The organism is Gracilibacillus boraciitolerans JCM 21714 (genome assembly GCF_000521485.1).
Taxonomy (GTDB): Bacteria; Bacillota; Bacilli; order Bacillales; family Amphibacillaceae; genus Gracilibacillus; species Gracilibacillus boraciitolerans.
Genome location: NZ_BAVS01000005.1, coordinates 110,367 through 135,480 on the forward strand (window position 1 = coordinate 110,367; position 25,114 = coordinate 135,480).

21 protein-coding genes and 5 pseudogenes are annotated in these 25,114 nt (G+C 37.9%); 8 read left to right on the forward strand and 18 right to left on the reverse strand.

The genetic code is table 11. The features are described from left to right. Positions 1-60: 60 nt before the first annotated feature. Both JCM21714_RS21005 and JCM21714_RS05765 read left to right on the forward strand, forming a co-directional pair. Positions 61-423, forward strand: coding sequence for a lipoyl protein ligase domain-containing protein (locus JCM21714_RS21005; RefSeq protein ID WP_235182641.1), 363 nt, complete (start codon positions 61-63; stop codon positions 421-423). Continuing rightward, the gene (locus JCM21714_RS05765; protein WP_235182642.1) at positions 347-883 is read left to right on the forward strand and encodes a lipoate--protein ligase family protein; all 537 of its coding nucleotides are present in this window, start codon (positions 347-349) and stop codon (positions 881-883) included. Before JCM21714_RS21005 ends, JCM21714_RS05765 begins: the two co-directional genes overlap by 77 nt. Here the strand turns inward: JCM21714_RS05765 and menC are convergent. From menC to pta, 5 genes are all read right to left on the reverse strand, one after another. Further along, a complete protein-coding gene (menC, locus tag JCM21714_RS05770; RefSeq protein ID WP_369403482.1) occupies positions 876-1,646 on the reverse strand; it encodes an o-succinylbenzoate synthase in 771 nt (256 codons plus the stop codon). The genes JCM21714_RS05765 and menC overlap by 8 nt on opposite strands. Then, the gene (locus tag JCM21714_RS23825) at positions 1,598-1,969 is read right to left on the reverse strand and encodes an enolase-like domain-containing protein (RefSeq protein ID WP_369403481.1); all 372 of its coding nucleotides are present in this window, start codon (positions 1,967-1,969) and stop codon (positions 1,598-1,600) included. The genes menC and JCM21714_RS23825 overlap by 49 nt, the downstream gene beginning before the upstream one ends. Before the next feature lie 70 nt (positions 1,970-2,039). Beyond that, positions 2,040-2,927 (reverse strand): nuclease-related domain-containing protein, encoded by an 888-nt coding sequence (locus JCM21714_RS05775; protein WP_084040596.1) that lies wholly within the window; start codon positions 2,925-2,927, stop codon positions 2,040-2,042. Further along, a complete protein-coding gene (locus JCM21714_RS20065) occupies positions 2,894-3,067 on the reverse strand; it encodes a hypothetical protein (RefSeq protein ID WP_158413471.1) in 174 nt (57 codons plus the stop codon). Before JCM21714_RS20065 ends, JCM21714_RS05775 begins: the two co-directional genes overlap by 34 nt. 54 nt (positions 3,068-3,121) lie before the next feature. Then, complete coding sequence (gene pta, locus JCM21714_RS05780; protein ID WP_035722553.1) at positions 3,122-4,102, reverse strand: phosphate acetyltransferase; 981 nt, start codon at positions 4,100-4,102, stop codon at positions 3,122-3,124. A gap of 220 nt (positions 4,103-4,322) precedes the next feature. On the opposite strand from pta, the gene hemQ reads away from it, so the two are divergent. From hemQ to JCM21714_RS05795, 3 genes and pseudogenes are all read left to right on the forward strand, one after another. Beyond that, entirely contained in the window at positions 4,323-5,069 is a 747-nt protein-coding gene (gene hemQ / locus JCM21714_RS05785) for a hydrogen peroxide-dependent heme synthase (protein WP_035722556.1), read from the forward strand. Positions 5,070-5,184: 115 nt separating this feature from the next. Beyond that, positions 5,185-5,638 (forward strand): annotated as a pseudogene (gerQ, locus tag JCM21714_RS24675) (spore coat protein GerQ). 61 nt (positions 5,639-5,699) lie between these two features. Then, positions 5,700-5,951: a hypothetical protein gene (locus tag JCM21714_RS05795; RefSeq protein WP_035722558.1), complete on the forward strand. Its 252-nt coding sequence runs from the start codon at positions 5,700-5,702 to the stop codon at positions 5,949-5,951. Positions 5,952-6,296: 345 nt separating this feature from the next. On the opposite strand, the gene JCM21714_RS05800 is transcribed toward JCM21714_RS05795, so the two are convergent. The 5 genes and pseudogenes from JCM21714_RS05800 to JCM21714_RS05820 all read right to left on the reverse strand — a co-directional run bounded on the left by JCM21714_RS05800 (position 6,297) and on the right by JCM21714_RS05820 (position 10,894). Further along, a complete protein-coding gene (locus JCM21714_RS05800) occupies positions 6,297-6,665 on the reverse strand; it encodes a DUF423 domain-containing protein (RefSeq protein ID WP_035722560.1) in 369 nt (122 codons plus the stop codon). An 18-nt stretch (positions 6,666-6,683) separates the two neighbouring features. After that, a complete protein-coding gene (locus JCM21714_RS05805) occupies positions 6,684-6,962 on the reverse strand; it encodes a DUF5327 family protein (RefSeq protein WP_035722562.1) in 279 nt (92 codons plus the stop codon). A gap of 20 nt (positions 6,963-6,982) precedes the next feature. Then, positions 6,983-8,321: pseudogene (locus tag JCM21714_RS05810) on the reverse strand (sodium-dependent transporter). Between the two features lie 182 nt (positions 8,322-8,503). Then, positions 8,504-9,539: pseudogene (locus JCM21714_RS23830) on the reverse strand (acyltransferase family protein). Positions 9,540-9,658: 119 nt separating this feature from the next. Then, entirely contained in the window at positions 9,659-10,894 is a 1,236-nt protein-coding gene (locus JCM21714_RS05820; RefSeq protein ID WP_035722564.1) for an aminopeptidase, read from the reverse strand. 139 nt (positions 10,895-11,033) lie between these two features. On the opposite strand from JCM21714_RS05820, the gene JCM21714_RS05825 reads away from it, so the two are divergent. Then, positions 11,034-14,102 carry an efflux RND transporter permease subunit gene (locus JCM21714_RS05825; protein WP_052000418.1) on the forward strand — a complete coding sequence of 1,023 codons (3,069 nt, stop codon included), beginning with the start codon at positions 11,034-11,036 and terminating at the stop codon, positions 14,100-14,102. A gap of 167 nt (positions 14,103-14,269) precedes the next feature. Here JCM21714_RS05825 and JCM21714_RS05830 read toward each other — a convergent pair. From JCM21714_RS05830 to JCM21714_RS05845, 4 genes and pseudogenes are all read right to left on the reverse strand, one after another. After that, a pseudogene (locus JCM21714_RS05830) lies at positions 14,270-15,664 on the reverse strand (L-cystine transporter). 431 nt (positions 15,665-16,095) lie between these two features. Further along, positions 16,096-16,542 carry an OsmC family protein gene (locus JCM21714_RS05835; protein WP_035722566.1) on the reverse strand — a complete coding sequence of 149 codons (447 nt, stop codon included), beginning with the start codon at positions 16,540-16,542 and terminating at the stop codon, positions 16,096-16,098. 45 nt (positions 16,543-16,587) lie between these two features. Then, positions 16,588-17,351: pseudogene (locus JCM21714_RS05840) on the reverse strand (TerC family protein). A gap of 294 nt (positions 17,352-17,645) precedes the next feature. Next, positions 17,646-19,367, reverse strand: a complete 1,722-nt coding sequence (locus JCM21714_RS05845) for a phospho-sugar mutase (RefSeq protein WP_035722611.1) — start codon at positions 19,365-19,367, stop codon at positions 17,646-17,648. A gap of 332 nt (positions 19,368-19,699) precedes the next feature. Here JCM21714_RS05845 and JCM21714_RS05855 point away from each other — a divergent pair, with 332 nt between their 5' ends. After that, complete coding sequence (locus tag JCM21714_RS05855) at positions 19,700-20,794, forward strand: AI-2E family transporter (RefSeq protein WP_439644447.1); 1,095 nt, start codon at positions 19,700-19,702, stop codon at positions 20,792-20,794. 64 nt (positions 20,795-20,858) lie between these two features. Here JCM21714_RS05855 and JCM21714_RS05860 read toward each other — a convergent pair whose 3' ends face one another. The 4 genes from JCM21714_RS05860 to JCM21714_RS05875 all read right to left on the reverse strand — a co-directional run bounded on the left by JCM21714_RS05860 (position 20,859) and on the right by JCM21714_RS05875 (position 24,584). Then, complete coding sequence (locus JCM21714_RS05860; protein ID WP_035722572.1) at positions 20,859-21,377, reverse strand: GNAT family N-acetyltransferase; 519 nt, start codon at positions 21,375-21,377, stop codon at positions 20,859-20,861. A 158-nt stretch (positions 21,378-21,535) separates the two neighbouring features. Continuing rightward, positions 21,536-22,636 carry a TRAP transporter substrate-binding protein DctP gene (gene dctP, locus JCM21714_RS05865; RefSeq protein ID WP_035722574.1) on the reverse strand — a complete coding sequence of 367 codons (1,101 nt, stop codon included), beginning with the start codon at positions 22,634-22,636 and terminating at the stop codon, positions 21,536-21,538. A gap of 65 nt (positions 22,637-22,701) precedes the next feature. Then, positions 22,702-23,985, reverse strand: coding sequence for a TRAP transporter large permease (locus tag JCM21714_RS05870; protein ID WP_035722577.1), 1,284 nt, complete (start codon positions 23,983-23,985; stop codon positions 22,702-22,704). A 29-nt stretch (positions 23,986-24,014) separates the two neighbouring features. Next, positions 24,015-24,584 (reverse strand): TRAP transporter small permease, encoded by a 570-nt coding sequence (locus JCM21714_RS05875; RefSeq protein WP_035722578.1) that lies wholly within the window; start codon positions 24,582-24,584, stop codon positions 24,015-24,017. A 328-nt stretch (positions 24,585-24,912) separates the two neighbouring features. Between JCM21714_RS05875 and JCM21714_RS05880 the strand changes: the two genes are divergently transcribed. After that, positions 24,913-25,095, forward strand: a complete 183-nt coding sequence (locus tag JCM21714_RS05880) for an SE1832 family protein (protein WP_035722580.1) — start codon at positions 24,913-24,915, stop codon at positions 25,093-25,095. Positions 25,096-25,114 lie beyond the last annotated feature (19 nt).

Below are 25,114 nucleotides of genomic sequence, written 5' to 3' on the forward strand. Positions count from 1 at the left end.
TTTTTTCTTACTATTAGTATAATATAGTTTTAAGTGAACGAAAAGGTTTGGAGGAAAACTATGAAAGATTGGCAGCAACTTTTTCAGAATAAAAGGATTCGAATTGTCGACCATCATGATCCAGCACTTTTAGGGACAGCGATGGCGTCTTTTGCAGCAGATGATACATTGTGTGAAAGCGTTGGGCGCAGCGCTGACGAGGCAGCGTGCAGATTCTGGGTCCATGACAACACGGTTGTGCTCGGCATCTTAGATAGTCGATTACCTGACGTGGACAACGCAGTGGCGCTTTTACAGAAAAAAGGATTTGATGTGGTTATTCGTAATTCCGGGGGGTCTTGCGGTGATGCTGGATCAGGATGTCTTAAATTTTTCGTTTATTTTGCCGGATTTTCCGGAAATGGGAATTCATTCGGGCTATGAGCTGATGACTGCGTTTGTAAAGGATATGTATCGTGATGTCACCGACGGAATTGAAGCGTTTGAAGTGGTCGGATCCTACTGTCCAGGCGATTATGATTTAAGTATTGGCGGCAGGAAGTTTGCAGGAATCTCGCAACGTCGTGTCAAAAAAGGTGTCGCGGTTCAAATTTATATATGTCTTCGCGGCAGCGGGGTCGAACGGGCTGCAGTAATTCGCGACTTTTATGCAGCTGGTGGGGCTCGTGATTCTGAGCGATTTACCTATCCAGAAGTAGTACCAGATACCATGCGCTCCTTAACAGAGTTAGTCGGCGTCGAAATGACAGTGGAGGATAGCATCCAGCGTGTATTGAAGATGTTAGGTGATGTCGTATTTGAGGATTTAACCGGTGATGAATTATTGATTTTTGAGAAAAGAATGCAGCAAATGATTGAGCGCAATCAAAAAGCACTCAAATGAGTACTTTTTGAGGTGCTGACAGGTTCAGCTCGTAACCGATGCCTGGTTGATCCGGTAAGGTGACATAACCATCATGTACTTCCACTTCTGGCGTGATGATGTCTTTGTGCCAATATCGATTCGACGCACCAGGATCTGCCGGGAATTGAAAGTTCGGTAAGGTGGCTAATGCCAACGACTGTGCACGTCCAACCCCCCCCGCTTCAAGCATACCCCCCCCACACCAAACCGGAATGTGATGGTGTTCGCAGTAATCGTGGATTGCAATTGCATTTGTGATGCCACCAACTTTTGCTAATTTAATGCTGATGACTTTGCAGCTCTTTAGTGCGATCGCGGCTTTGACATCTGCTAAAGTATTAATACTTTCGTCTAAGCAGATCGGCGTGTGGATCTGTGCTTGTAATTCGGCATGATCAATCAGATCATCATGTGCTAATGGCTGTTCGATCATCATCAAATTGTATTGATCAAGCTGTTTCAGATGCTCAATATCTTTTAATGTGTAGGCAGCATTCGCATCAACCATCAGTGGCGTGTCAGGGAAATGCTCGCGTACTTTTTCTAAGATATGAAGGTCCTGATTTGGTTTAATTTTTAATTTAATCCGCTGGTAGCCCTCGTCTAACAACTGTTGAATCTTGGTTAGCAGTTGATATTCATCGGATTGGATGCCAATCGCTGCTCCGACAGGAATTTTGTTCGTTATACCACCTATTGTGTGATACAGCGGCTTTTTTGACGTTTCGCAAAAAGATCCCAGACAGCACCCTCGATCGCTGCTTTTGCCATATGATTGCGCCTGACTTGTTGAAGCTGCAGCTCAGATGGATGCTTCATCTGCTGATGTTTGATCAATGGCCAAAGATGATGCTCGATCATATACTGGACTGTATCTGTTGTCTCCTCCGTGTACCAAGGTGAGGCAAATGCCACGGATTCCCCCCCATAACCTCTGATTCCATACGCATCGATCAATTCGATAATCAGAATATCTTTTTCTTCAATAGTAGTTATGTTATTTGAGAATGGATGCTTAAGCGGCATCTTGAATCGATGAATAAGTAGCTTTTCAAATGCTAGCATGGCGTATGGCTCCTTTTTATGGCCACTTTTATGTGTTTTATGGCCACTTTTGATACTTTTTATGGCCGCTTCATGTCCTTTTATGGCCACTTTTTGATACTTTATGGCCACTTTCAATAGTTTTATGGCCACTTTTACTTTTAGTGATTATCAATAAATCCGGATGAGAATAGTACACAGCTTTCCTCACGCCAAATTTAATATACCCTGCTCTTTTGATTAGCTTTCTTGTAGCTTCTAGTGATTCCAGATGAAGAAAATGTTGCACTAATATTGTCGTCAATCTGTTCTGCATTAGTAATGCTAGAGCATACAAGATGGGATAATGAGCATCTGTACTGCGGGTTCCGCATGCTAAGCACTGCCAACGCATACGTTCACGTATCATCGGACGTCTTTGACATTGCGGGCAAGGTATTCCTTTCTTAAGATCTTCCCACAAAATATGATATCTTTCCAGTATTGGACTCAATCGTTCACAATGATGTTCGATGAGAAATTGGGATAGAGATTGATTGTTGGTTTCAGTGAGGTTTGTTGGATGCTTTTTTGCTAGTTTTTCTAAGATGAAGGGGGGGACGGACTGTCCAGTTATTACTCGTTCATAATCTGGATAGTCATATAATTTTAAAATAACCTTAGGATTAACAAAGACAGCAAAACGGTAAGTAGGTAAAAGTTCGATTTGCTGTTCGATAAAAAAAGTTCTAAGATTAGCATATTGACGGTCCACCTGTAAAATTGGATCGGTAAAGGATTCTGTAGTACCTTCTCTCACGCGTGTTAGCTGATTAGCTTTTGCATCAAAATAAATTTCACCATTATGACCTTTCACTTCAAACAGTACACGAAATCCTGGAGCTAATACAATCCAATCGATTTGAAAAGGGATATGCTGTTCGACTCGGAGTCTTTTAATAAAAGTTAGCGAAGAAACATTTGCTTGTCCGAGGAAGATTCGAGGTTATCCTCACTTGTCTCTCCTACATCTATCATACGAAATTGTTCCATTATCTGTGGATATTCATGATGATGCTCTGGGAGGAGGTTGAGAAGGGCCTGGTATTGCTGATATTTAATTGAATGGGTTGGAATCACTTTTTCCTCTCCTTTCCTGTTTCCCAAAAGTATAGCAAAATGCACAGTAGAAATCTACTGTGCATCTAATGCTTGAGCTGCTGTAATTAATGCTAATTTATAGGCGTCTTCACTGCTGCAGCCTCGTGACAAATCATTCACTGGTTTATTTAAACCTTGCAGGATCGGACCAACGGCATCAAATCCACCGAGTCGTTGAGCGATTTTGTAGCCTATATTACCTGCTGCAAGTCCTGGAAAAACAAATACATTTGCATCTCCTTTTAGGACAGATCCTGGCGCTTTTTTCTCAGCGACGGATGGTACAAATGCTGCGTCAAATTGAAATTCACCATCTAGTGTTAGGTCTGGTGCAATTTCTTTTGCTATTGATACCGCTTCAGATACTTTTTCTGTTTCCTCTGACTTTGCGGATCCCTTAGTCGAGAAGCTTAGCATCGCTACACGTGGATCAATATCAAAGAGACGCGCTGTTTCAGCACTGCTTATCGCAATTTCTGCGAGGTCCTGACTATTAGGCGCAATGTTGATCGCACAGTCTGCAAACACATACTTCTCCTCGTCACGGACCATAATGAATACACCAGACGTTTTTTTGACGCCTTCTTTTGTTTTAATTATTTGCAGTGCCGGTCTTACAGTGTCAGCCGTTGAGTGAGCAGCACCACTTACTAAACCATCTGCTTTATTCATATAGACAAGCATCGTCCCAAAATAGTTTTCATCTAATAACATCTTGCGGGCATCTTCTTCTGTATTTTTCCCATTACGTCGTTCCACAAAAGCGGTGACCATCTCTTCAAAGTCTGCGTATATGCTGGGATCTAATATGTCCACATCAGAAATATTAATGTTTAATTCCGTTGCCTTCTGTTCTATTTTTTCTTTAATTCCGACTAATACAGGTGTTACCAATCCTTCTTTTTGCAATGCACTAGCTGCTGTTAAAATTCGTTCGTCCAAACCTTCTGGAAATACTATTTTCCTTGCATTCCCTGCTAATCTACCTTTTATATCCGTAAACAAATCACTCATGTTTGAAACCCTCCATTTTATTATCTGTATTATATGATACGCCTTTTTGTGTCATAATGAAAGTGTGAGATGGAATGAAGGCGTTTTTTCCTGTTTTTTTCAAAAAATGTTCATACGATTGTCAAATATTGATCAGCGCTTATAGCATTTCAATAAGTATTTTTCCCCCCCAAATATGTTATATTAAAACGAAAGAAGCATTGAAAAGGAGTGAAGCAAAATGCCAGAAGCAGTTGAGACAATGGATGGATGGTATTGTTTACACGATTTACGTAAAATAGATTGGACAAAATGGAAAAAAGCCTCCGAAGAAGAACGTAAACAGGCTGTCGAGGAATTACAGACGATGTTACGCGAATGGGAAGATGTAGCAGAAAATAGAGATGGCAGTCACGCGTTCTATTCGATTATGGGCCAAAAGGCAGACTTTATCTTAATGATCCTGCGTCCTACAATACAAGAGTTAAGTGAAATTGAATTACGTTTTAACAAATCAACATTTGCAGAATTCACCACGCCTAGTTATTCCTATGTATCGGTGGTCGAATTATCGAAGTATATGTCAAAAGAGAATGACAATCCAGAGGACAATCCAGGTGTTCGCGCGCGTCTAAAACCAAAATTGCCAGATTGGGATCACATTTGTTTCTATCCAATGGACAAGCGTCGGGAAGGTAATGATAATTGGTACATGTTACCAATGGATGAACGTCGTCAATTAATGTATGAGCATAGTTTAACCGGCAGAAAATATGCGGGTGAAATCAAACAAATTGTTACAGGTTCCATGGGCTTTGATGATTGGGAATGGAGTGTCACCTTATTTGCTAAAGATGTCCTCCAGCTTAAGAAAATTGTCTATGAAATGAGATTTGATGTCGTGAGTGCACGCTATGGTGAATTCGGACCCTTCTACGTCGGAAATATTTTAAAAACTGATGCTATCCCAGCCTATTTATCTGTTTAAGCACACGTTTATACTGTGTGTGCTTTTTTTATGCATGTTTACTTTCTTAATTGCATATAGATGACTAGTAGGAATGAGTTCGATTCGATTTCCAATTAGGAAAGGAGACATATCGATGAGCCAAAGTCAAGACCAAAACAGGCAACAGCCTTATCAACAGGGGGCAGCCACTCAGTCGTATAACCCGCAAAGCTATTATGGTGGATATGGTGGGTATAATGGGTATCAATATCCAGGAATGGGGGCAAATGCCACAACAACAGCCAAAAGTATCTGATATACCTGGTATGTTACCATCCGAAGAGTCTTATATAGAAAACATCTTGCGACTTAACAAAGGGAAAAAAGCGACAGTGTACATGACCTTTGAAAACAATGATCGTTGGAATGCAAAAGTGTTTAAGGGAATTATTGAGGCAGCTGGACGTGATCATATTGTATTAAGTGATCTTGAAACAGGAAAAAGATATATATTATTAATGGTGTACTTAGATTACATTACCTTTGATGAGGAAATTAACTATGATTATCCATATAATCAAGGGATGGCTTCCTATACGCCTCGATAAGCTAACACGGACACAAGCTAATCTGCTTGTGTCCTTTATTTTGAGGGGGGGGAATATATCAATGAACAAAAGGGCCTCTATCGATGAAATAACTGTCACGTTTTTTAGCATCACCTTAGTTGTTATAGTACTAGCATGGCAAACGGGTTCTTTTCCACTTTATCTCCTGGCACTTTTCAGCCTGAGCGTTAACCTTTTTATTGAGGCTTATAAGGAGCGAAAAAGGGGGGGGAATAACTTCTTCTTTTCCCAGCAGTTGCTGAGAGGGATTTCCTTATGGCTGATTATAATCGCAGCATTTTTTCTCTTATAAAAATTTAAATGCACATAAGGAAGAATTATTTTAATAAATGTGGTCACTTTGAAAGGATCATATGTGTAATAACCGCTCCGGCTTGCCCACTTCGCTTTCACTCCTACGGGATGTTTTTATTCGAAGATCCACTTTGGCTTGCCAAAGTTAGCTGAGAAGAAAAACCCGTGGCAAGGGAAGCGGACAAGCCGAAGCGTCTGTTACGCAGTCAAATTATTTCATCATTACCACATCAATTTATGAATATGAATTGCTTTTTATACAATAAAAACCCGAACGATAACATATTCTCATCGTTCGGGTTTTACTTTTATCAAATTGTTTTTGACTCCACCTCCATTAAAATTAAATAAATTTGGTGACGGCATAGCCTAATAATATCCAGCCGATTAAAAACGCTAATCCACCAATTGGCGTGATCATCGCAAAGGTTTTAATAGAGGTTGTCGAGTATAAATACAGGCTGCCTGAGAACAATATAATTCCCGCAAAGAAGAACCAGCCAGCAGAGACGATACTGCCTGCGGTGATTTTTTGCATTAACAAACCTGTTGCTAACAAGGCTACCGTATGGAACATCTGGTAGTTGACGGCTTTTTCCCATGTTGCCAACATCTTTTCAGACAACTTTCCTTCCAGTCCATGAGCGCCGAAAGCTCCCAATGCCACAGCGAGAAAACCGTTTAAGATACCTAATAATAAAAAGATCTTCATTCTCTTCTTCTCTCCCTTTTAAAAATCAAGTAATGAATTACCATTCTCCTCGTCTTCTTCTATCTTTTTCTCTTGTTTTATTTGCTGTCGTGGTGCTGATTCACCAGTCATTTTCTGCCATTCTACTTCTTCGATTGCAGCAGGAGAAGCGGAAGAAGAACTATCCTGATCTAACAATAAGTCTGTTAACGATTGAATCGCTTTCGCATGCTCCCTTACTTTTGCTTGATTATGCAATGCTTGTTGACTCTCTGTAATAATCTTCTTTAATATTTGCTGATCGGTAATTGCCATCATGACTCCTCCCCCCCTTTCCGTTATTTTACTATACCTAATGAATTCAGGAAAATAATAATAATAATAATTGGGGCGATAAATTTCACAAGGATATACCAAAGCTTACCAATCGATTGATTTGTTAAATCGGATGATTCCAGTGCTTCCTGCTTTGTGAAATACCAGCCAACAAATAGAGCCATTGTCAAACCACCGATTGGTAAAAAGACATTGGAAGAAAGAAAGTCCATGGAATCTAAAATATTTCGATTGCCAATTAAAGTAACGTTGCTCCATCGTCCCATCCCTAACGATACGGTTACTCCTGAGGCAAAAATAACGATACCTGCTATTAAGGAAGCAATTTTTCGCGACATTTTGGCAGCACGCATCATATATGCGACAGGCACTTCCAATAACGAAATCGATGAAGAAATCGCAGCTAAACTTAACGCTGTGAAGAAAACCAAACCAATGATGCCACCAAAGTTCATTTGATGAAAAATTTCCGGTAAGGTTATAAAGACAAGTGGTGGACCTGAGCTCGGATCAATCCCAAATGCAAAAACTGCCGGAAAGATAACAATCCCTGAAATAATGGCAAACAGGGTATCCATGATACCAATACCAACTGTTGCACTCGGCAGTTTATGCTGTTTTGATAAATAACTGCCATACGTCATCATTGTACCTACACCTAAGCTTAGCGAAAAGAAGGCTTGTCCTAAAGCTGCTATATAAACAGATGGATCCTCTAACACCGACCAATCAGGCTGAAACAGAAAGGCTAGTCCTGCTCCTGCTCCAGGTAGTGTCACACTATAGATCGCTAGACCAACCAGCATCAAAGCTAAAATTGGCATCAATATTTTATTGGTAAGCTCGATTCCTCTTTTCACACCTCCCAAAACAATAAGCATGGTAATCCCCATAAATAACGCATGCCAAAATAATGGTGCATAGTCCTGAGTAATAAAGCTTCGAAGGAACCGCCATATCCTATGTCTGGCATATCAGCCATCATACCTGTGACATATCCCCACCAGTAATAAAGCGCCCAGCCAGCAACAACGCTGTAAAAGCTTAATATTAAAAAGGCACTGGCGACACCTAAATATCCGACCATGTACCATGCTGTTTCGGTGCTAACTTTTTATAGGATCCGACAATATCCTGTTGTGCTTTTCTGCCAATACTTACTTCTACTAATAACAAGGGAATGCCGATCACTAACACACTTACTATATATAAAATTAAGAATGCTCCACCGCCATTTTCACCTGCTACATAGGAAAACCGCCAAATATTACCTAACCCGACGGCAGACCCCATGGCAGCTAGTATAAACCCAAGTCTTGACGCCCAATTTTCTCGTTGCATTTTTTTCACCTCGCTGATATATTATAGAGCCTTCCCTATTGTACACGATCTTAGAATCCATTTCTATCTTATATTAATGATGGAATACTTTTCTTGTCAACTATCGTTTTAGGATCATTTTTTTTATGAAATATTAGTGTAGATTACAAGATTCTTTGGCACCAAAAAGAAAAGCCATCTCTTTACGATGACTTTTCTTTGAAATGATATCTTGCCTTTTTACTCCGCTCTGCCCACCAGTGTTGGATACCGGACGTCTGAAGTTCTACAATGGGCTGTGCGAACAGCTGCACCCATTTAGATGATAAAAACCAGACAATTGCGGCGGCTATTACTGCTAATCCAATCGTATCCAGGTTATGATCAACTGCAAGTAATTTTGCCTGGCGCCCATATTGAATGATGACACCGTGTAATAAATAAACATACATAGTATTTTGGCCCAGGGATGTGAATGAAAAACGTTGACGCGGTACTAAGATTAATACCGAGAACACCATTAATGCTGCTATCCCATATAATGCCGCTCGAAATAAACCACCATATAGTGACGCCTCTAACGTCTGATAGGACTGTGAGCCAAATAACCAATCAGCGGGAATTGTCGGTGTCACATAGCTCACAACAAATACAGTTACTAATATACCACAGGCGACTGCCTTTTTATTTACAGTTTGCGAGTTAAACAATTGTTCTTTAGACAGCCAATATCCGATTAAGAAAAACGGAAAGAAAACCATGGTACGAGATAAGCTAAACTCTGGACCAATAAAAGGTAAATAGCCTGCCCCCAATTCCGATCGCAAAAGCAATGGCTATACCAAGCAAAGGCGATATTCTCTTATATATAATTAATAAAAGGTGCCAACTAAATAAACTCAATAAAAACCATAAACCCCCCCATTGCGGATCATATAAGGAATTATCCCAACTGCCCTTGCCAATTCCCAAAAAGTAAATCGAATAGAAAATTTGAAATAAGAAGTATGGTATCAAAATCCGTTTCGCTAACTTACGGATGTATCCCTTATCACTTTCCCCCCCTTTTGCAAAAAAACCACTCGCTAAAACAAAAACAGGCATATGAAAAAGATAGATCCACTGATACAAGACATTCACTAATTCAATTTGACTTTTTAATGGTTGAATTAAATGACCAAATACCACCAAAAAGATAAACAGGAGCTTTGCATTATCAAAATAAGCCTCTCGTTGCATCGTTTATTCTCCCTTATTATGCTCTTTTCTACCATAATACCCGCTGCAAGGAAGAAGAAAACTAAATCAGCTCATTGTTACCAAACTGTAATTATACTGTTACCTTTCTGACAAAGCTGCTAAAAATGAATGGCCCATGTTCCATTGCGGAAGATGGCTTCTCTTTCTCCACTCGCCGTAATGCCATCAATGTTCATTGCTTGAGAACCAATCATAAAATCCTCATGAACGATACTATCATTGACACCATGCTGATCCATTTCTTCTTCACTCATATCTGATCCGCCTTTGATATTAGTCGGATATGCCTTACCTAATGCAATATGACAGGAAGCATTTTCATCAAATAAGGTATTGAAGAAAATAATTCCCGACTGCGATACTGGTGATTCATGTGGCACTAATGCAACCTCACCAAGACGAGACGCTCCATCTTCATCCGCTTCTAATAATTGTTTTAATGCCTGCTCACCTTTCTCACAGGTATAATCAACCACTTTTCCATCTTTAAAGGTTAACGTGAAGTTTTCGATTAATTGACCTTGGAAGCTTAACGGTTTCGTGCTGGTAACCTGACCATTCACACCATATTTATGCGGCATCGAAAATACTTCTTCGGTCGGGATATTAGGGTTAAACGTCACATCATCGGCAGCCTTCGCTGCTCCCCCCCCATGCCAGATATGTCCCTCTGGTAATTCGATCGTTAAGTCCGTACCTTCCGCCTGAAAATATAATTTATGATAATTTTTATTATTTAGGTATTCGCGAGCATCCTTCAATAATTGATTATGCTGTTTCCATGCTGCAATAGGATCTGACTGATCAACCCGTGCAATTCGGAAAATTTCCTTCCATAATTTATCCTTCGCCTCTTCCTTAGGTACGTCCGGAAAGATTTTCTCGGCCCATTCTGTTGTTGGGTAACCAACGATGGACCAGCGTGCTTTATCATTCATCATATAATCGCGATACTCTTTTAGCGCAGTGGAGCTTGCTTTGGTTACAGCTGCCATCCGTTCACCTTCAATATCTTTTAATAAATCTGGATTTTCGCCATAGATATTTAATACAGCATATCCTTGTTTGACCATACTAACCATGGCATCCTTTCGCCATTCTGGGAACGATTCTAATACTTCGATTGGAGCATGTTTCATTTTCAAATACGTTAATTCATCGTCTTTCCATTCGACATGAACATTCTTTGCTCCCATTTGGTAAGCTTGTTTCACGACGATTCGGGCAAATTCAATCGCCTCGATCGGTGACTGAATAAGAAGACCTTGATTCTTTTGTAAATTCACACCCGTATTTAGAGCTAACTGCGCATATTTTGTTAATAAGGTATTCATGTTTATTCCTCCTTGAATTCATTCTCCATATTATGCTACCTTAATCATTTAAAAATGCAAATACCTGGCTTATCGGTTTACTTCCTAAGGGTTGTGTGGCATTAATAGAAACATAGACTTTACGGATGAGGTGAAGCAATTGGAAACTTTAATGAAATATCGTAAAATTGTTTGGATTTTTATTTTATTATTTATTGTAACGGGAATATTTACCTATCTACAACTACCCAAACGTGACATACCGGAAATCGAACAAAACATCGCCTCTGTATCCACCGTATATCCTGGTGCTAATCCAGAAATTGTGGAACAGGTAATAACCGATCCAATTGAAGAACAAATCATCGATATTGATGGTGTTGATCAGGTGACGTCTGCTTCTACTAACGGTTTCTCTACTGTTACTGTTACATTAGAGGATAATGCAAATGCAGATGCAGATTCCATATATGCCACGATAAGACAATCCGTCCAAAATGCACAAAAAAGCTTTCCAGAAGAAGTATTAACACCTGACGTGACCACAGACCTTATTACATCGAGTGTCGCTACCTACCATCTGTTAAGTGACGATCGAGAGCAATTATTTACTATCAGAACGCAGCTGGAAGATTGGAAAGAAACACTTACTTCCATTAGTGGTGTTCAATCTGTATCCATCAAAGGTTTGCCAGACCAAAAGGTGGTCATTTCGCTAGATGAAGAGCAATTGGCAGAAGCCCGAATTCAACCAAATCAGGTGATTGAGGCAATTCAAAATGAATTAAGTCCTACCGCGTTAGGAACTGAAAAAAATAATGAGCAAAATATATTATTAACTATGAATTCAATAGATGAATTAAGTCAATTAGATAATATCTACATTCCCACAGTAAATGAAGAAGAAATTTACTTATCCGACATTGCTACTATTACAGTAACACAAGAAGCGATAGAAGATGTGATTACTTATCAGGAACAAGCTGCCTTATCATTAACGATCTTTGCGGAGGATGGTGTCAACATTACTAGTCTTCAGTCTCAGATTGATGAAAAGGTTAACCAATTACAAAAGGATTTGCCAGAAGAAGTAACTGCAGACCGTTTCTATTCTCAAAGCACCATTATTGATGAAGTATACTCAAGCTTACTTATTTCCTTTGCAATCTCCTTATTTTCCGTGATTGTGATCATGATTTTGGGGTTGCCATTATCATCTGCTATTTTAGTAGCTTTTGCGATTCCAATTTCGATTATTGTTGGTTTAATTCCATTACCATATACAGGTGTTGATCTTAACCAAATCTCAATTATCGGCATTATAGTAGCGATAGGAATTCTCGTAGATGATGCTATTGTTGTCAACGACAATATTATGCGGCGTTATCAATTGGGTGACAGTCCGTTAACAGGTGTAAAAAGAGGTGTGAATGAAGTAGGTGTCTCGATTGTCACTTCCACCCTATTAATTGTATTCAGCTTTTTTCCATTAACCTTTTTATCTGGTAGTAATGGTGCGTTTATTCGGGCATTACCAATTGCTTTGATGGGAACGATCATTGCTTCGACACTTTTAGCATTAACATTGATTCCAACGATACAATATACGAGACAACTGAGAATATATCGAGTTAAAAAACGGCGTATCGGTTTACTAACTAACTTCTTCCGATGGTTAGAAGATTTCTATGCAAAAACCATTCTGCCTGTGACGATTAAAAAGCCATGGGTAACAGTGATTAGTGGTATCATTGCTTGTATTCTTTTATTATTACTGGCTGTCAAAGTACCGTTTGAATTCTTCCCTGCTGCAGATCGGGAAGAAGTAACGCTATCACTGACATTAGAAGAAGGCACACCAATCGAAGAAACAGATCAAACGCTGGAGGACATTGAAAATTATATTTTAAATAGTGAGGAACATGTAAAGGAAACGGCACGCTATACAGGCGGAGGCTTGCCAAATATCTTTAACTCTGGTTTAACGAGATCCGGAGAAAACACGGGACAGCTGGTCGTTCGCGTTGATCGTGAAAACACCTCTGCCAGTGATTTTATTAATAACTATCAACAAGCGTTACGAGAAAAGTTTCCAGACGGAGAAATATTCCTGGAAACCATTGTATCAGGTCCACCACCATCTGCTGCCTTAGAATTAAAATTACAAGGTCCGGAGCTAGATACGTTATTAGAAAAAGCATCCAGTTTAAAAGAACAATTGAATGCACTTGAATCCGTTGAAATCGCGACGGTGAATATAGGAACAAGTCAACCAGTCAAAACGTATGATATTGACCGTGACTTTTTAGCTGAGAACAACATAGCGCTCAACCAAATCACAGGAACGCTGCAGCTAGCGAATACCGGTATACCATTATCAGATATTAAAGTTGACAATCAACGAATGACTATGGAGCTGATATTAGATGAGGGGCAGCAAGATGCGATTGACCTTAGTGCGTTGACTGCAGCAGTTAATTCCGAACAGGGAATGCCAGAGTTCTACAGCTATGATGAATTCATATCGGTTAGCACGGATGAGCAAATTGCTGCTATTACACATGAAAATGGAAAACGTACCATTACGATTTCCGCCTATCAAGCAGAAAATGGGGATTTCACAGCCGAAACAACGAACATCATTGATACGATGCGTTCTGAACTTTCTGCTTTAGAAGGAGAATATACATTAAATGAAGATGGAGAGGCAAGCGCAGAGACTGAATTTTTTGTGGAAGTTGCCAAACTGTTCGTTATCGTATTATTCCTGATTTACCTGACATTGGCGATTCAGTTCAATTCCTTATTAACGCCAATATTAATTACAAGTACCGTATTCCTGGCGATAACAGGGGCGATTGTTGGTTTATTCGTAACAGGTCAACCACTAAGCTTTTTAGCTGTATTAGGGATTGTATCCTTAGCCGGCATTGTAGTTAGAAATTCTATTCTGATCATCGAGTTCATTGAACAGAATAAAGAAAAATATGAAAATCATATTGTCGATGCCATTATCGCAGCCGGACGCGCACGATTACGACCAATTATTTTAACAACCTTAACATCGATCGCTGCGTTAACACCGATCATCTTCATGGGTGACGTTTTATTTAAACCATTGGCAGTATCGATTGTATCAGGGATTATCTTCTCAACGATTCTGACCTTACTATTGTTACCAGCGTTTTATATTACAATGGTCCGAATCAGTACGAAAAAAGAAAAATAATATTTGAAACTTCTAACCAAGTACAGAAGACACAAACTCGAAGGTGTGACGACTTTGAAAGTATGGTGAGTGTAAGGCACAAGCTCCGTCCATTTACTTTGTAGTTTCGATATAATAGTTTTAATTAATAGAAATCCCTCAGGCTATAATCAGTCTGAGGATTTCTATTATAGAGCGATGTCTTTATTGACAGACTCTTTATCATTATATTTAGTGATGTTTAACTTTTTCATGATTTTTGACGTCAATGTTCCTGATAAAATTGAGTCATTAACGTTTAATGCTGTACGTCCCATATCGATTAATGGTTCTACTGTAATCAGGAGACCTGCTAACGCAACCGGTAAGTTCATCGATGATAAAACGATTAAGGCTGCAAATGTAGCACCGCCGCCAACTCCAGCTACACCAAAGGAACTAATGCCAATAATTAAAATTAGTGGTATTAAAAATCCAGGAGATAACGGATCAATACCTTGTGATGGTGCAATCATAACAGCCAACATCGCCGGGTAAATACCTGCACATCCATTTTGACCAATGGTTGCACCAAATGATGCCGCCATATTCGCTGTACCACCATGTACCCCCAAGATTTTCACGTTGTACTTGAATCGTTAATGGAATGGTTCCAGCACTTGATCGTGATGTAAATGCAAAGCTCAGAACAGGTAATACTTTTCTCACATAAATGAACGGATTTAAACCAAATAGCGCTAAAAGAATCATATGAATGATAAACATTGCAATTAACGCAACGTAGGATGCACCCACAAATTTACCAAGTTCAATTATTCCAGCTACATTAGTCTGTGCAACAGTATTCGCAATTAATCCTAAAATACCATATGGCGCAAGTCTTAGGATGATCGTCACTATCCGCATTACTACTGCATAAATAGTATTAACAATATCGACAAATTTCTCTGCTTGCTCTGGCTGTTTTCTCCTTAGCCTAAGACGGCAATACCAATAATGATAGAGAAAATAACAACAGCAATAACCGAGGTAGCACGCTCACCGGTCATATCTAAAAAGATGTTAGACGGAATAAATTCCAGAATTTTTTGCGGAGTCGTCATTCCTTCCAGCGATCCTAATCTTTCTTCCAGAGCTAAACCACGTTCTTCTTCTGCCTGGCCCATTTCTATTTGATCCGCATTTAGATTAAAGATGGAAGCACTCGCTATCCCAACCATTGCAGCTACCATCGCTGTAGTTACCAATATTCCAATAATCCATGCTGACATTTTTCCTAATTCAGACGATTTTTCCAAATTAATAATTGACTGAATGATTGATACCATAACAAGTGGTATAACAATCATCATCAGGAATCGAACATATCCTCGTCCTACAATATTATACCAATCAGTTGTTGCGCTGACGACTTCTGAGTCAGCTGAATAAACAATTTGTAAAAAGGCGCCTAGTAAAATTCCTAAGCCTAAACCAGCAAAAACTCGTTTACTAAAAGATACATATTTTTTCTGCATCGCAAATAAAATACCGATAAATATAAGCATAATAGCAATATTAATAATAATAAATACTGTATCCATCCTTTTTCCTCCCTTTTATTTTTAATCCGATTGAAATACTATGACATATTACTATCAATCTAAACAATTGTCAATGAAATGATTTTAATTGAAATGGCAGTGCATTAAATAAACCGATCTTGTCCAATTCATAGTAAAGATTAACTTGCTGCACATAAAGAAGATTATACGACATAACTTCGATTTACTAAGTAATCATTTTGAAATGTATATTAGGTGTAACAACCGCTTCGGCTTGTTAAGCAGTACAGTCAAGTCATAATTACCTCATTAGTTAGTGCGCATAATCTTCCTCTTGTTCATCAACGGTATTTTATTTCTATTAGTCTTAAAAGTATTAATTTTATGCTTAAACACTTTGAATACTTTTCTGAATTATAAAAAAAGAACCTACGCATTGTTTGCATAAGTTCCTTTCAATTCTCATACTATTAACTTATTGATAGATCTTCTTCTAAAACAAGCTCTACATTACCTTTGATTGCACGTGAAATCATGCATGAGGATTCTGCTTGTTTGACTATTTCCTGCAAACGGGAAAATTGCTTATCTGTAGCATCTTTTTTCAAAACCACAATCGGATTATGTGTGATTCGCTGATAAGTAAATACACCATTAGAAACGTCAACGTCTCCGACAGAACTCAGCTCCAAATGTTCTAGCGGCAATTGAGCTCTCTCAATCATTGCTGCCAATGTAATAAGGTAACACGTGGAAGCAGCTCCCAATAACATCTCATCTGGATTTGTACCGATTCCCGGTCCGTCCATCTCAGGTGGTATTGAAATCTCTGTCTGTAGATTTCCTGATTCTATATATCCTACTTCATTTCTGCCACCTGGCCAGGAAGCTTGTAATTTAAATTGGTGCATTGTCATATACATCTTCCTTTCCAGCATGTATCGTCTTAAAAAACAATCTGCTTAGGCTGCTTCTTTTCCTTTTTTTCCAGATAAAAACCATCCGGCTACAGCTATACCAACTAATACTAGGTAAAAGGTTAATTTCCAAGGTAGGGAATGAGCAAAGTCATGAGACAATAAATGAACATCCTCATGTGCTAATACACTGACGACTAGTTTAATACCTACCATCCCACAATTACAAATGCTGCTACTTCAAGTCCTGGTCGATCGTGTAATAACTTCACAAATACATTCGCTGCAAAACGCATAATGATCAGACCTATCATACCACCTGCAAGCACAACTAAAAATTGACCTGTATCCAAACTGCCAATGGTACCTAACCCTGTTGCTGGGAGTGCTACTGCTAATGCAACTGCTGCTAGAATTGAGTCAACTGCAAAGGCAAGGTCTGCAAATTCTACCTTGACAACTGTCATCCAAAAACTGCTACCTTGCTTTTCCTTCGGATCCTCTAATGCATTTTTTGCTTCTCTCTTCTTTTTAAAGGTATCGTAAAGGTGTTTAATTGAAATAAATAATAAATACGCTGCACCGATCGCTTGTACCTGCCATACATCTACCAGAAAAGAAATTACAAATAATGAACCAAACCGTAATACAAATGCACCTGCTAAACCATAAAATAATGCTTTTTTACGTTGGTCGTCAGGTAAATGTTTAACCATTATTGCTAATACTAACGCATTATCTGCGGCAAGAATCCCCTCTAAACCTATTAATACAATTAAGACCCAACCATACTCAATAAGTAACTCCACTTATCTCCATCTCCTTTAAATAAATATACTCTCCATCCTGTTAATAAAAATCACACAAAAAAGCGAGACCTTTACCATAGACGGTAAAGGTCTCGCTAACAACGTAGAGTTGCCAATAATGCCGGAGAATACTCTCGAATTGACGACATTTACTGTACAGCTACTCCCCCCCTTTATGTATGTCTTACTATAACCTCATTTTTTTATTTTGTCAATAGTTACTGCAATTGACAAAAAGAATGAGAACCTAATACCATCCAATAGATGGTATTAGGTTCTTCTCTTTTAGCTGATTTATGCGTTGATAATGTTATTCATACGCTTTTCAACTTCTGTTTGGATTTTTTCTAATAATAACTTGCTGTCAGTAGCACTTTTCGTTTTTACACCGAAATAACTTTTTATTTTTGGTTCTGTTCCAGATGGTCGGAAACATACCCACGCATCATTCTCTAATAAAAATTTCATAACATTTTCTTTTGGAAGATCAATTGCTTCCTGTTTGTTTTCTTTCGCTAAGATCCGTTCGCTACTGTGGTAATCTTCCACTGCTATTACATCTAATTCGCCTAATTGTTCAAAAGGCTGCTTGCGAATATCTGCCATAATTGTTTCAATTTGTTCCGCACCATCTTTACCTTTTAAGGTTAAAGACTCCATACCTTCTAAATAATAGCCGTGTTGTTCGTATAGTGTATCTAACGCTTCTAACAAACTTTTCCCTTGCGCTTTCCAATAATTTGCAGCTTCACATGCCGCTAAAGCTGCCTGAACAGCATCTTTGTCACGGACAAAGTCACCAATAAGATAGCCATAACTCTCCTCATAACCAAAAAGGAAATGTTTTTCATTGGATTCAAATTCTTTGATTTTCTCCCCAATAAATTTAAAACCCGTCAGCGTATCCATTGTATTTACTCCATAATGTGAAGCAATTGCTCGACCCATTTCTGTCGTAACAATTGTCTTTATAACTTGGCCATTTTCCAGGGCAGATGGAGCTTGCTGTGATAATGTATAGTCTAATAATAGGGATCCTAATTGATTACCAGTTAAAACCTGGTAGGAACCTTCTTTATTTTTAACAGCGACACCAAGACGATCACCGTCAGGATCAGATCCAATTAAAATATCAGCGTCCTTTTCCAATCCTTTTTTGATAGCCATTTCAAATGCTTGATGTTCTTCTGGATTTGGCGATGAAACCGTAGAAAATTCCGGATCGAGATTCGCTTGTTCCTCTACAACGTAAATGTTTTCAAAACCTGATTGCGCGAGACCTCTCATTATTAAATCATAGGAAGTACCATGTAATGGAGTAAAAACAATCTTTACTGTATTATCCTTGTCCTGTTTTCGAATGGTTTTTAACTGTTGTAAATAGGCCTGATCCACATTTTCCCCCCCTACCCATTCTAAAAGTCCTTCACGTTCAATTTCATCCTGACTTTTAACAGAAACATTCAGTTCATCTTCTATTTTATTTACCTCTTCAATAATAGCTGCAGCTTCTCTTAATGGTACTTGTCCACCATCTTCGTTATAAATCTTAAAACCGTTATATTCTGGTGGATTATGACTTGCAGTTATCATTATTCCTGCCGCTGTTTTAAGATGACGAACAGCAAAGGATAACAGTGGTGTAGGGCGGATAGATTCAAAAACATATGCTTTAATACCATGTGCACCCAGTACTCTGGCAGCTTCTACTGCAAACGTTTGTGACATATAGCGTGAGTCGTAAGCGATAACAACTCCTTTATCATAGGAATTGTCAACATGTTTAGATATATAATTTGCTAAACCTTCAACTGCCTTACGAATAGTATAAATGTTCAGGCGATTTGTTCCTGGACCTAGCATCCCTCGCATTCCACCAGTACCAAATTCAAGATCCTTGTAAAAGGAATCCTCTAAATCCTTTTCGTTTTTTGCGCGCTCGTTTAATTGGTTTAATAAATCTTCATCAAGCCCTGCAAATGAAGTCCACTTTTTAAATGTATCTTGCCATGACATGTTATTTCCCCCCCCTTCATAACTTATTTTATAAATTAATAGTAGCATAATTTTTCCATGGTTTCTATTCCAATTAAACATGATTTCATCCTCTTCACTGGAAATAAAGTTAATTCCAGTGAAGCGAAGGCTAATACCCGTGAAGAGAGAGGAAATTCCCATCAAGCGGACAACTTTTCCCGTGAAGGCACAATATATAAGAAGGTGCTTGAAATTTTACTATCTATCACATACCTTTTTATCTATATTTATGTTGCATAGAGAAGAAGTAATACCATATTTTTCTTTTTATATGATAAAATACTAATACATTAATCATATTAGTAGAGGTGGTGGAGTTGTTGTTCGAAAAAAAAGGCATACGATTACTAACAACATTTATTCTGATATTTGTTTTAGTTTATCTTATTTATTTAACAAGATTTATTTTTGAACCCGTTGGCGCATATATTGCAGCAATTGCTGTTCCCATTATTGGCGCTGGATTTATCTTTTATATAACCAATCCGATTGTTAATTGGTTAGAGAAGAAGAAAGTGCCACGAATTGGTGGAACGTTTATCGTATTTTTCATCATCATAGTGGTCATAACTATTGTCATCCAGTTTATAGCTCCGACCGTCCAGGAGCAATTCGCTAAATTTGTGGATAGCGTGCCAAAGATGGTTGATAATGCGGAAAAGCTTATTATAATGTGGCAGGAAAACCAAAATATTATCCCTCCACAATTTGAGACAGCTATTCAAAATGTGGTTGATAACCTAAGTGGCTATGCAGAAAAGATTACATCAGGAATTCTTGGGGGGGTAATCGGACAAATTTTCAGTTTTGTTTTTGCGTTTTTCCTAATTCCATTCTTCCTTTTCTTCATGTTAAAGGATGGATATAAGTTTTTACCTTTCATCTCACAATTTTTGAGTACAAATAGAGCGAGAAGTTTCAAAACATTAGTTGCTAATATTAATCATACTCTCTCTTCCTTTATCCAGGGGCAGTTTATTGTCAGTTTATGTGTTGGTGTGATGCTCTATATCGGTTATATAATTATCGGCCTGGAATATTCCTTATCATTAGCCTTATTTGGTCTAATAATGAACTTTATTCCATTTCTTGGACCTTTTTTGTCTGCAATTCCGGCAATTATTGTTGGTTATTTTCAAGATCCAATGATTGCTCTTTGGGCTACTTTAGTAATGGTAATAGCTCAACAGATTGAAAGTAATTTTATTTCACCCAATGTTATGGGACGAGCTTTATCGCTTCATCCATTAACGGTGATCACATTAATTTTAGCTGCTGGAGGTATTGCTGGCTTTATAGGTTTATTATTCATCATACCAGCCTATGCAGTGATAAAAACGATTATTTCACATTTTTATCAAGAGTGGAAAAGACGTCAACCGGAAGAAGATCCTGATTTATTTTAAATGAAATCGTTAAGAATGATATTAAAATGGCTTCCCCCCCCTTTATTGGGTGAAAGCCATTTTATTACGTCAATTTTTTTACCATAATGTACATATCTTGTTCTTCGTCTCCAATATAAGTGGAATATGAACCTTGGGTCTCAAATCCCATATTTTTATGGAAATCTATTGCATTTTTATTTTTTCGCCAAACACCTAACCAAATACTGTTTTTATTCTTCTCTTTTGCAATTTCAATTGCTTTTTGCAGTAATATTTTCCCTAACCCTTTGCTGTGAAAGTTATTTTTCACAAAAATGCGTTCTATCTCCAATGCATTTTTATCAACTTCAAATGTTTGAGCATCACCTTCATTCACCTTTAGATAGCCTGCAAGAATGTTATCGACATATTGGAATAAGAAAGTTGATGATGGATTGGAAAGTTCCTTTTGCAGCTGTTCTGTATTGAAGGCGTTTTCTATATACTCGTTGATATTCTCTGGTGTATTTAGATGACTATACGTTTCGTTATAAGTATCGGTCCCAATTTGTTGCAATACTGATAAATCTTCTACTGTACACTTTTTAATCGTCGTTTTCACTAAACCCTCTCCTTTATTATAAAATTCTCTTTGTTCCTTTATTATATTGTTAAAAAGATCATCCGTCAAAAGAAGCGTGTGCAATGATGCTCTTTAAAAACATAAATAAGGCTAAAAAAACATGACAATCAATCGATTGTCATGTTTTTAATAATAATTTATTCTCCTGTTACTTCAGCAATTTCTTCTTTCAATTTATCATAAATTGCTGGATCAACACCTTCTACTTCGTCACGATAGTATTGGTGTACTGGTTCTGCAACTTCTTTAAATGCAGCAATTTGATCTTCTGTTAATTCGATTATTTCAGTTGGATTTTCTGTATCTTCTTCAATAGCCTGTAAACCAGCCTCGTTTTGAGCTATTTGCTCGTCGAATACCCAGCTTTGCATTTCTTCAACCGTTTCATCCACTAATGCTTTCACATTTTCATCCAGACCGTTATACCAATCTGTATTAGCTGTAGTCATCGCAACATAATTATTATGTTTTGAAATAGTAACAGAATCTTGAACTTCATGGAAACTAGCAGATGAAATAAAGAATAGTGGGTTTTCTTGAGCATCTACTGTTTCACGGTCTAATGCTGTATACAATTCACCCCAGCTTAGTGATTGAACTGTTGCACCATATGCATCATAAGATTCACGCATTAGTGGTGACTCTTGTACACGCACATTTAAGCCTTCGAAGTCTGCTGGTGATTCAATACCAACATTACTAGTCCAAGCCATTGAACCTTCAGTCCAATAAGAAAGTGGTGAAATACTATGTTCTTCGTATTTAGCTCTAAGATCTGTGTTTAGTGCTTTACTATTAGTAAGTACTTCCTGTACTAGTTCCGGATCAGATGGGAAGAAATAGTGAAGTGAGAAAATTTGTCCATCCGGTACTTGACCACCGGTAAAACCTGGGGGGGACATAACAGCTAACTGAACGCCACCTTGTTGAAGTAATTGCGCCTGGTCAACCTCACTACCAAGTGCACCATACTCAAGTGGTTCAACGGTAATTGCTCCACCAGATTTTTCGTTAATACGATTTGCAAATTCTGCTGCATATTCGTACTGAACTTCTCCTTGAAGTTCTTCTGTAACGAATTGCCATTCTTGTTCTTCAAAGTCACCAGCAGCTTCTTCGCCACCTTCTGTTTCAGAACCTGTATCTTCTCCTGCATTGCCTTCGTCTGTGCCTTCTTCTTCGTTATCTCCACCACACGCTACTAGCAAAAAGCTAAGTGTAAGAATGGAGAGTAACATAATTAAATACTTTTTGTTTAAAATGATAATTACCCCCCCTATTAAAATTTGTAATACTTTAATAACTAAATTAAGACTAAAGATAGTTGTGGGAATAAGACCAACAACACCCCCCCAATAATCAATAGCATGATAATAAATGGTGGTGTACTTTTAATAACTTCCAAATACGGTTTTTTAAACACCGCGCTGGCGGTAAAAATATCGACCCCCCCAAATGGTGGTGTGGCGGAACCTAATGCTGCTTGGAAAGTAACAATAATTCCAAGATGAATCAAATCGACTCCTGCTGCTTCAGCTGCTGGAGCAAATATTGGTGTTAAAATTAAGATAACAACAATTGGATCGACAAACATACAACCAATAAAGAAGAAAATACTAACAATAAATAATACGTACATCGCACTTGGATCTGTACCTAATACTGATTCGGTAATTTGTTGAGGAATTCTCGCATATCCTAATACCCAAGTAAAAAGTTGTCCACCAGCAACTAAAATAAATACAGCGGATGTAACTAACCCTGTCGAAAGGGCAATGCTAGGTATTTTCTTCCAAGGTATCGTTTTAAAAATTAAAACTTCTAAAATAAGAGCATATAAAACTGAAATACCTGATGCCTCTACTGGTGTAAAGTAGCCCATGTAGATACCACCGATGATAATAATTGGGAATCCTAACGGTAATAAGGCTTTTCTAAAATATTTTAAACGATCTGGCCAACTTACTCTGTCAGCTAGTGGAATATCTTTTAACTTCGCATAGATAACACTATATATAGCAAATGATAAAAAGACGATAAGACCTGGAATAATACCAGCAATGAATAAATCTCCCACTGACACACCAGAACCTGCTGCTAATGCATAAATAATCATACCGATACTTGGTGGTACAAGTAAGGCAACATCACTTGAATTAATAATTAATGCCATTGCACTAGAATCTTTATAACCTATTTTCAAAAGTCGTTCTCTCATTGGGCGACCGATTGCCACAACAGTTGCTTGCGTTGACCCGGAAATAGCCCCCCCAAACATTGTACAAGCCGCAGCAGTGGTAACTGCATATCCACCACGCATATGACCTACAAACGCCCCCCCTATAAAATCTAATAACCGTTGGGATGTTCTTCCTGATGTCATAATGTCTGCTGCAAATATAAACAACGGTACACATAATAATACGGGTGACTCTATCCCAGTTAACAATTGCTTCATTAGTAAATCCATGCTCAAGTTTGGATTATAGATAAGCATGATGATAACAGGTGCTAGAATTAATGGTATCATCATTGGGAAATTTAGCAGTAATAATATAATCATTATTAATAACAATGTTGTTAACATAAGCTTTTCCTCTCTGCATTTTTATCGTATTAAACTGATAAATCTTCCAATTTGACTTCTTTATTTTTTTCATCGTTATAATCTACAGCATCAATTCCTAGATACACTTTATCTTTCGCCTTAGATGTGAAGTTCACGTACGTATTTCTTAGGAATTGAATTCCTGCAGTTATAAAGCCAATAGGAATAAATATAGCCATTAAATATCGTGGTAACTGTAATGATGTGGTAATTGCGCCAGTATTGTATTCGAACAACACAAAGCTGTAACTATAGTATGCCATCAAAAACATGACAATTGCTGTTACAAAATTAATGACAATCATCATTATTTTTCTAATCTTAAATGGTGCAAAGTCGTAAAAGGCTGACATACTAATGTGACGACCTTTTCTTGCTGCATAAGCTATACCCATGAACGTAGCAATCACGATCGCAAATTTACTTACTTCATAGGCAAAGTAAAATGCGCCTGAGTTAAACACTTCACGTGCTATTACATTACCTACGATCATGATAGAGATTAGTATAATGGCAAAACTTAAGATGAATTCCTCTAATTTCATGACTAATCTGTCTAACAAGCGGAATACTTTCAACAATCTTCCTCCTCTATAAGGACTTAACGACAACTGAAAATTTCAGTTATTTATTATGTTACAAAAATGTTTCAACATTCACAAATTTACTATACCCTTATTCCGTTCAATTGAACGACAAATACTCGCATCTGAAAAAAATGTTCTCTAATCATGGATATATAATGTCATATGCTTAAAAATAGTCTAAAATACTCTAAAAAAGGTTCTGGATTTAATTTTCCATATAACTTTTATGACTAAATACTGCCATTACGACATACTTGCTAATAGCTAAGGATTGATTTAAGCTGGATAAGAGAACAGTTATTTAATTGGAGTGACATAGATGAATAGACAAGAAATAGAAGCTGAAATAGAAGATTTAAAAGCAGATTATGCACGGCTGTCAGCTGATCTTGAGAAATTAGTATATGTTAAGGGCAGGACCGAACATAATGAAGAAGAATTAGAACGTCTGGCAACACAAATTGCATCATTAAGACAGCAACTACAACAGCAAAAAAGCTAGCAACCTTATCGTTGCTAGC

Coding starts and splice junctions, on each gene's coding strand:
- JCM21714_RS05870 (WP_035722577.1), bottom strand. CDS start 23,985: ATGTTAACAACATTGTTATTAATAATGATTATATTATTACTGCTAAAT.
- JCM21714_RS21005 (WP_235182641.1), top strand. CDS start 61: ATGAAAGATTGGCAGCAACTTTTTCAGAATAAAAGGATTCGAATTGTC.
- JCM21714_RS05795 (WP_035722558.1), top strand. CDS start 5,700: ATGAACAAAAGGGCCTCTATCGATGAAATAACTGTCACGTTTTTTAGC.
- JCM21714_RS05805 (WP_035722562.1), bottom strand. CDS start 6,962: ATGATGGCAATTACCGATCAGCAAATATTAAAGAAGATTATTACAGAG.
- dctP (WP_035722574.1), bottom strand. CDS start 22,636: ATGTTACTCTCCATTCTTACACTTAGCTTTTTGCTAGTAGCGTGTGGT.
- JCM21714_RS05800 (WP_035722560.1), bottom strand. CDS start 6,665: ATGAAGATCTTTTTATTATTAGGTATCTTAAACGGTTTTCTCGCTGTG.
- JCM21714_RS05835 (WP_035722566.1), bottom strand. CDS start 16,542: ATGACAATGCACCAATTTAAATTACAAGCTTCCTGGCCAGGTGGCAGA.
- JCM21714_RS05820 (WP_035722564.1), bottom strand. CDS start 10,894: ATGAATACCTTATTAACAAAATATGCGCAGTTAGCTCTAAATACGGGT.
- JCM21714_RS05880 (WP_035722580.1), top strand. CDS start 24,913: ATGAATAGACAAGAAATAGAAGCTGAAATAGAAGATTTAAAAGCAGAT.
- pta (WP_035722553.1), bottom strand. CDS start 4,102: ATGAGTGATTTGTTTACGGATATAAAAGGTAGATTAGCAGGGAATGCA.
- hemQ (WP_035722556.1), top strand. CDS start 4,323: ATGCCAGAAGCAGTTGAGACAATGGATGGATGGTATTGTTTACACGAT.
- JCM21714_RS23825 (WP_369403481.1), bottom strand. CDS start 1,969: ATGCTAGCATTTGAAAAGCTACTTATTCATCGATTCAAGATGCCGCTT.
- JCM21714_RS05765 (WP_235182642.1), top strand. CDS start 347: ATGCTGGATCAGGATGTCTTAAATTTTTCGTTTATTTTGCCGGATTTT.
- JCM21714_RS05845 (WP_035722611.1), bottom strand. CDS start 19,367: ATGTCATGGCAAGATACATTTAAAAAGTGGACTTCATTTGCAGGGCTT.